The sequence below is a fragment of the Aquibium sp. A9E412 genome, from assembly GCF_030398335.1.
In the GTDB taxonomy this organism is placed as follows: Bacteria; Pseudomonadota; Alphaproteobacteria; order Rhizobiales; family Rhizobiaceae; genus A9E412.
Genome location: NZ_JAOAOP010000139.1, coordinates 1 through 1,184, shown reverse-complemented (window position 1 = coordinate 1,184; position 1,184 = coordinate 1). Strand labels below are relative to the sequence as shown.

At 65.8% G+C, this 1,184-nt stretch carries 1 protein-coding gene; it reads right to left on the bottom strand.

Annotated elements, in window-relative coordinates; translation table 11 throughout:
* Positions 1 to 8 precede the first annotated feature (8 nt).
* A partial coding sequence (tuf, locus tag N1F89_RS20585; RefSeq protein ID WP_290086372.1) for an elongation factor Tu occupies positions 9 to 1,184 on the bottom strand: 1,176 nt, incomplete at its 5' end.

Sequence of the window (1,184 nt, the reverse complement as noted above, 5' to 3'; positions counted from 1 at the left end):
TGCCCGTCTTACTCGGTGATGGAGGCGACGATGCCGGCGCCGACGGTGCGGCCGCCCTCGCGGATGGCGAAGCGCAGCTTCTCCTCCATGGCGATCGGCACGATCAGCTCGACGTCGACCGTCACGTTGTCGCCCGGCATCACCATCTCCGTGCCTTCCGGCAGCGTCACCACGCCCGTCACGTCCGTCGTGCGGAAGTAGAACTGCGGCCGGTAGTTGGTGAAGAACGGCGTGTGCCGGCCGCCCTCCTCCTTCGTCAGGATGTAGGCCTCGGCCTTGAACTTGGTGTGCGGCGTCACCGTGCCCGGCTTGGTCAGAACCTGGCCGCGCTCGACGCCCTCCCGGTCAACGCCGCGCAGCAGCGCGCCGATGTTGTCGCCCGCCTGGCCCTGGTCGAGCAGCTTGCGGAACATCTCGACGCCCGTCACCGTCGTCTTCGACGTCGGACGGATGCCGACGATCTCGACCTCCTCGCCGACCTTGACCACGCCGCGCTCCACGCGCCCCGTCACCACCGTGCCGCGGCCCGAGATCGAGAACACGTCCTCAATCGGCATCAGGAACGGCTGGTCGATCGGACGCTCCGGCGTCGGGATGTAGGCGTCGACCTCCTTCATCAGCTCGCGCACCGCGTCCTCGCCGATCTCCTTGTTGGAATCCTCGAGTGCCGCCAGCGCCGAGCCCTTGATGATCGGCACGTCGTCGCCCGGGAACTCGTACGACGACAGAAGCTCGCGCACCTCGAGCTCGACCAGCTCCAGAAGCTCAGGATCGTCGACCTGGTCGACCTTGTTCAAAAACACCACGATCGCCGGAACGCCGACCTGGCGCGCAAGCAGGATGTGCTCGCGCGTCTGCGGCATCGGGCCGTCGGCCGCCGAGACCACCAGGATCGCGCCGTCCATCTGCGCCGCACCCGTGATCATGTTCTTCACGTAGTCCGCGTGGCCCGGGCAGTCGACATGCGCGTAGTGACGGTTCTCCGTCTCGTACTCAACATGCGCCGTCGAGATCGTGATGCCGCGCGCCTTCTCCTCAGGCGCAGCGTCGATCATGTCGTACGCACGGAACTCGCCGAAAAACTTCGTGATCGCCGCCGTCAGGGACGTCTTGCCGTGGTCAACGTGACCAATCGTCCCGATGTTCACATGCGGCTTCGTGCGCTCAAATTTACCTTTGGCCAT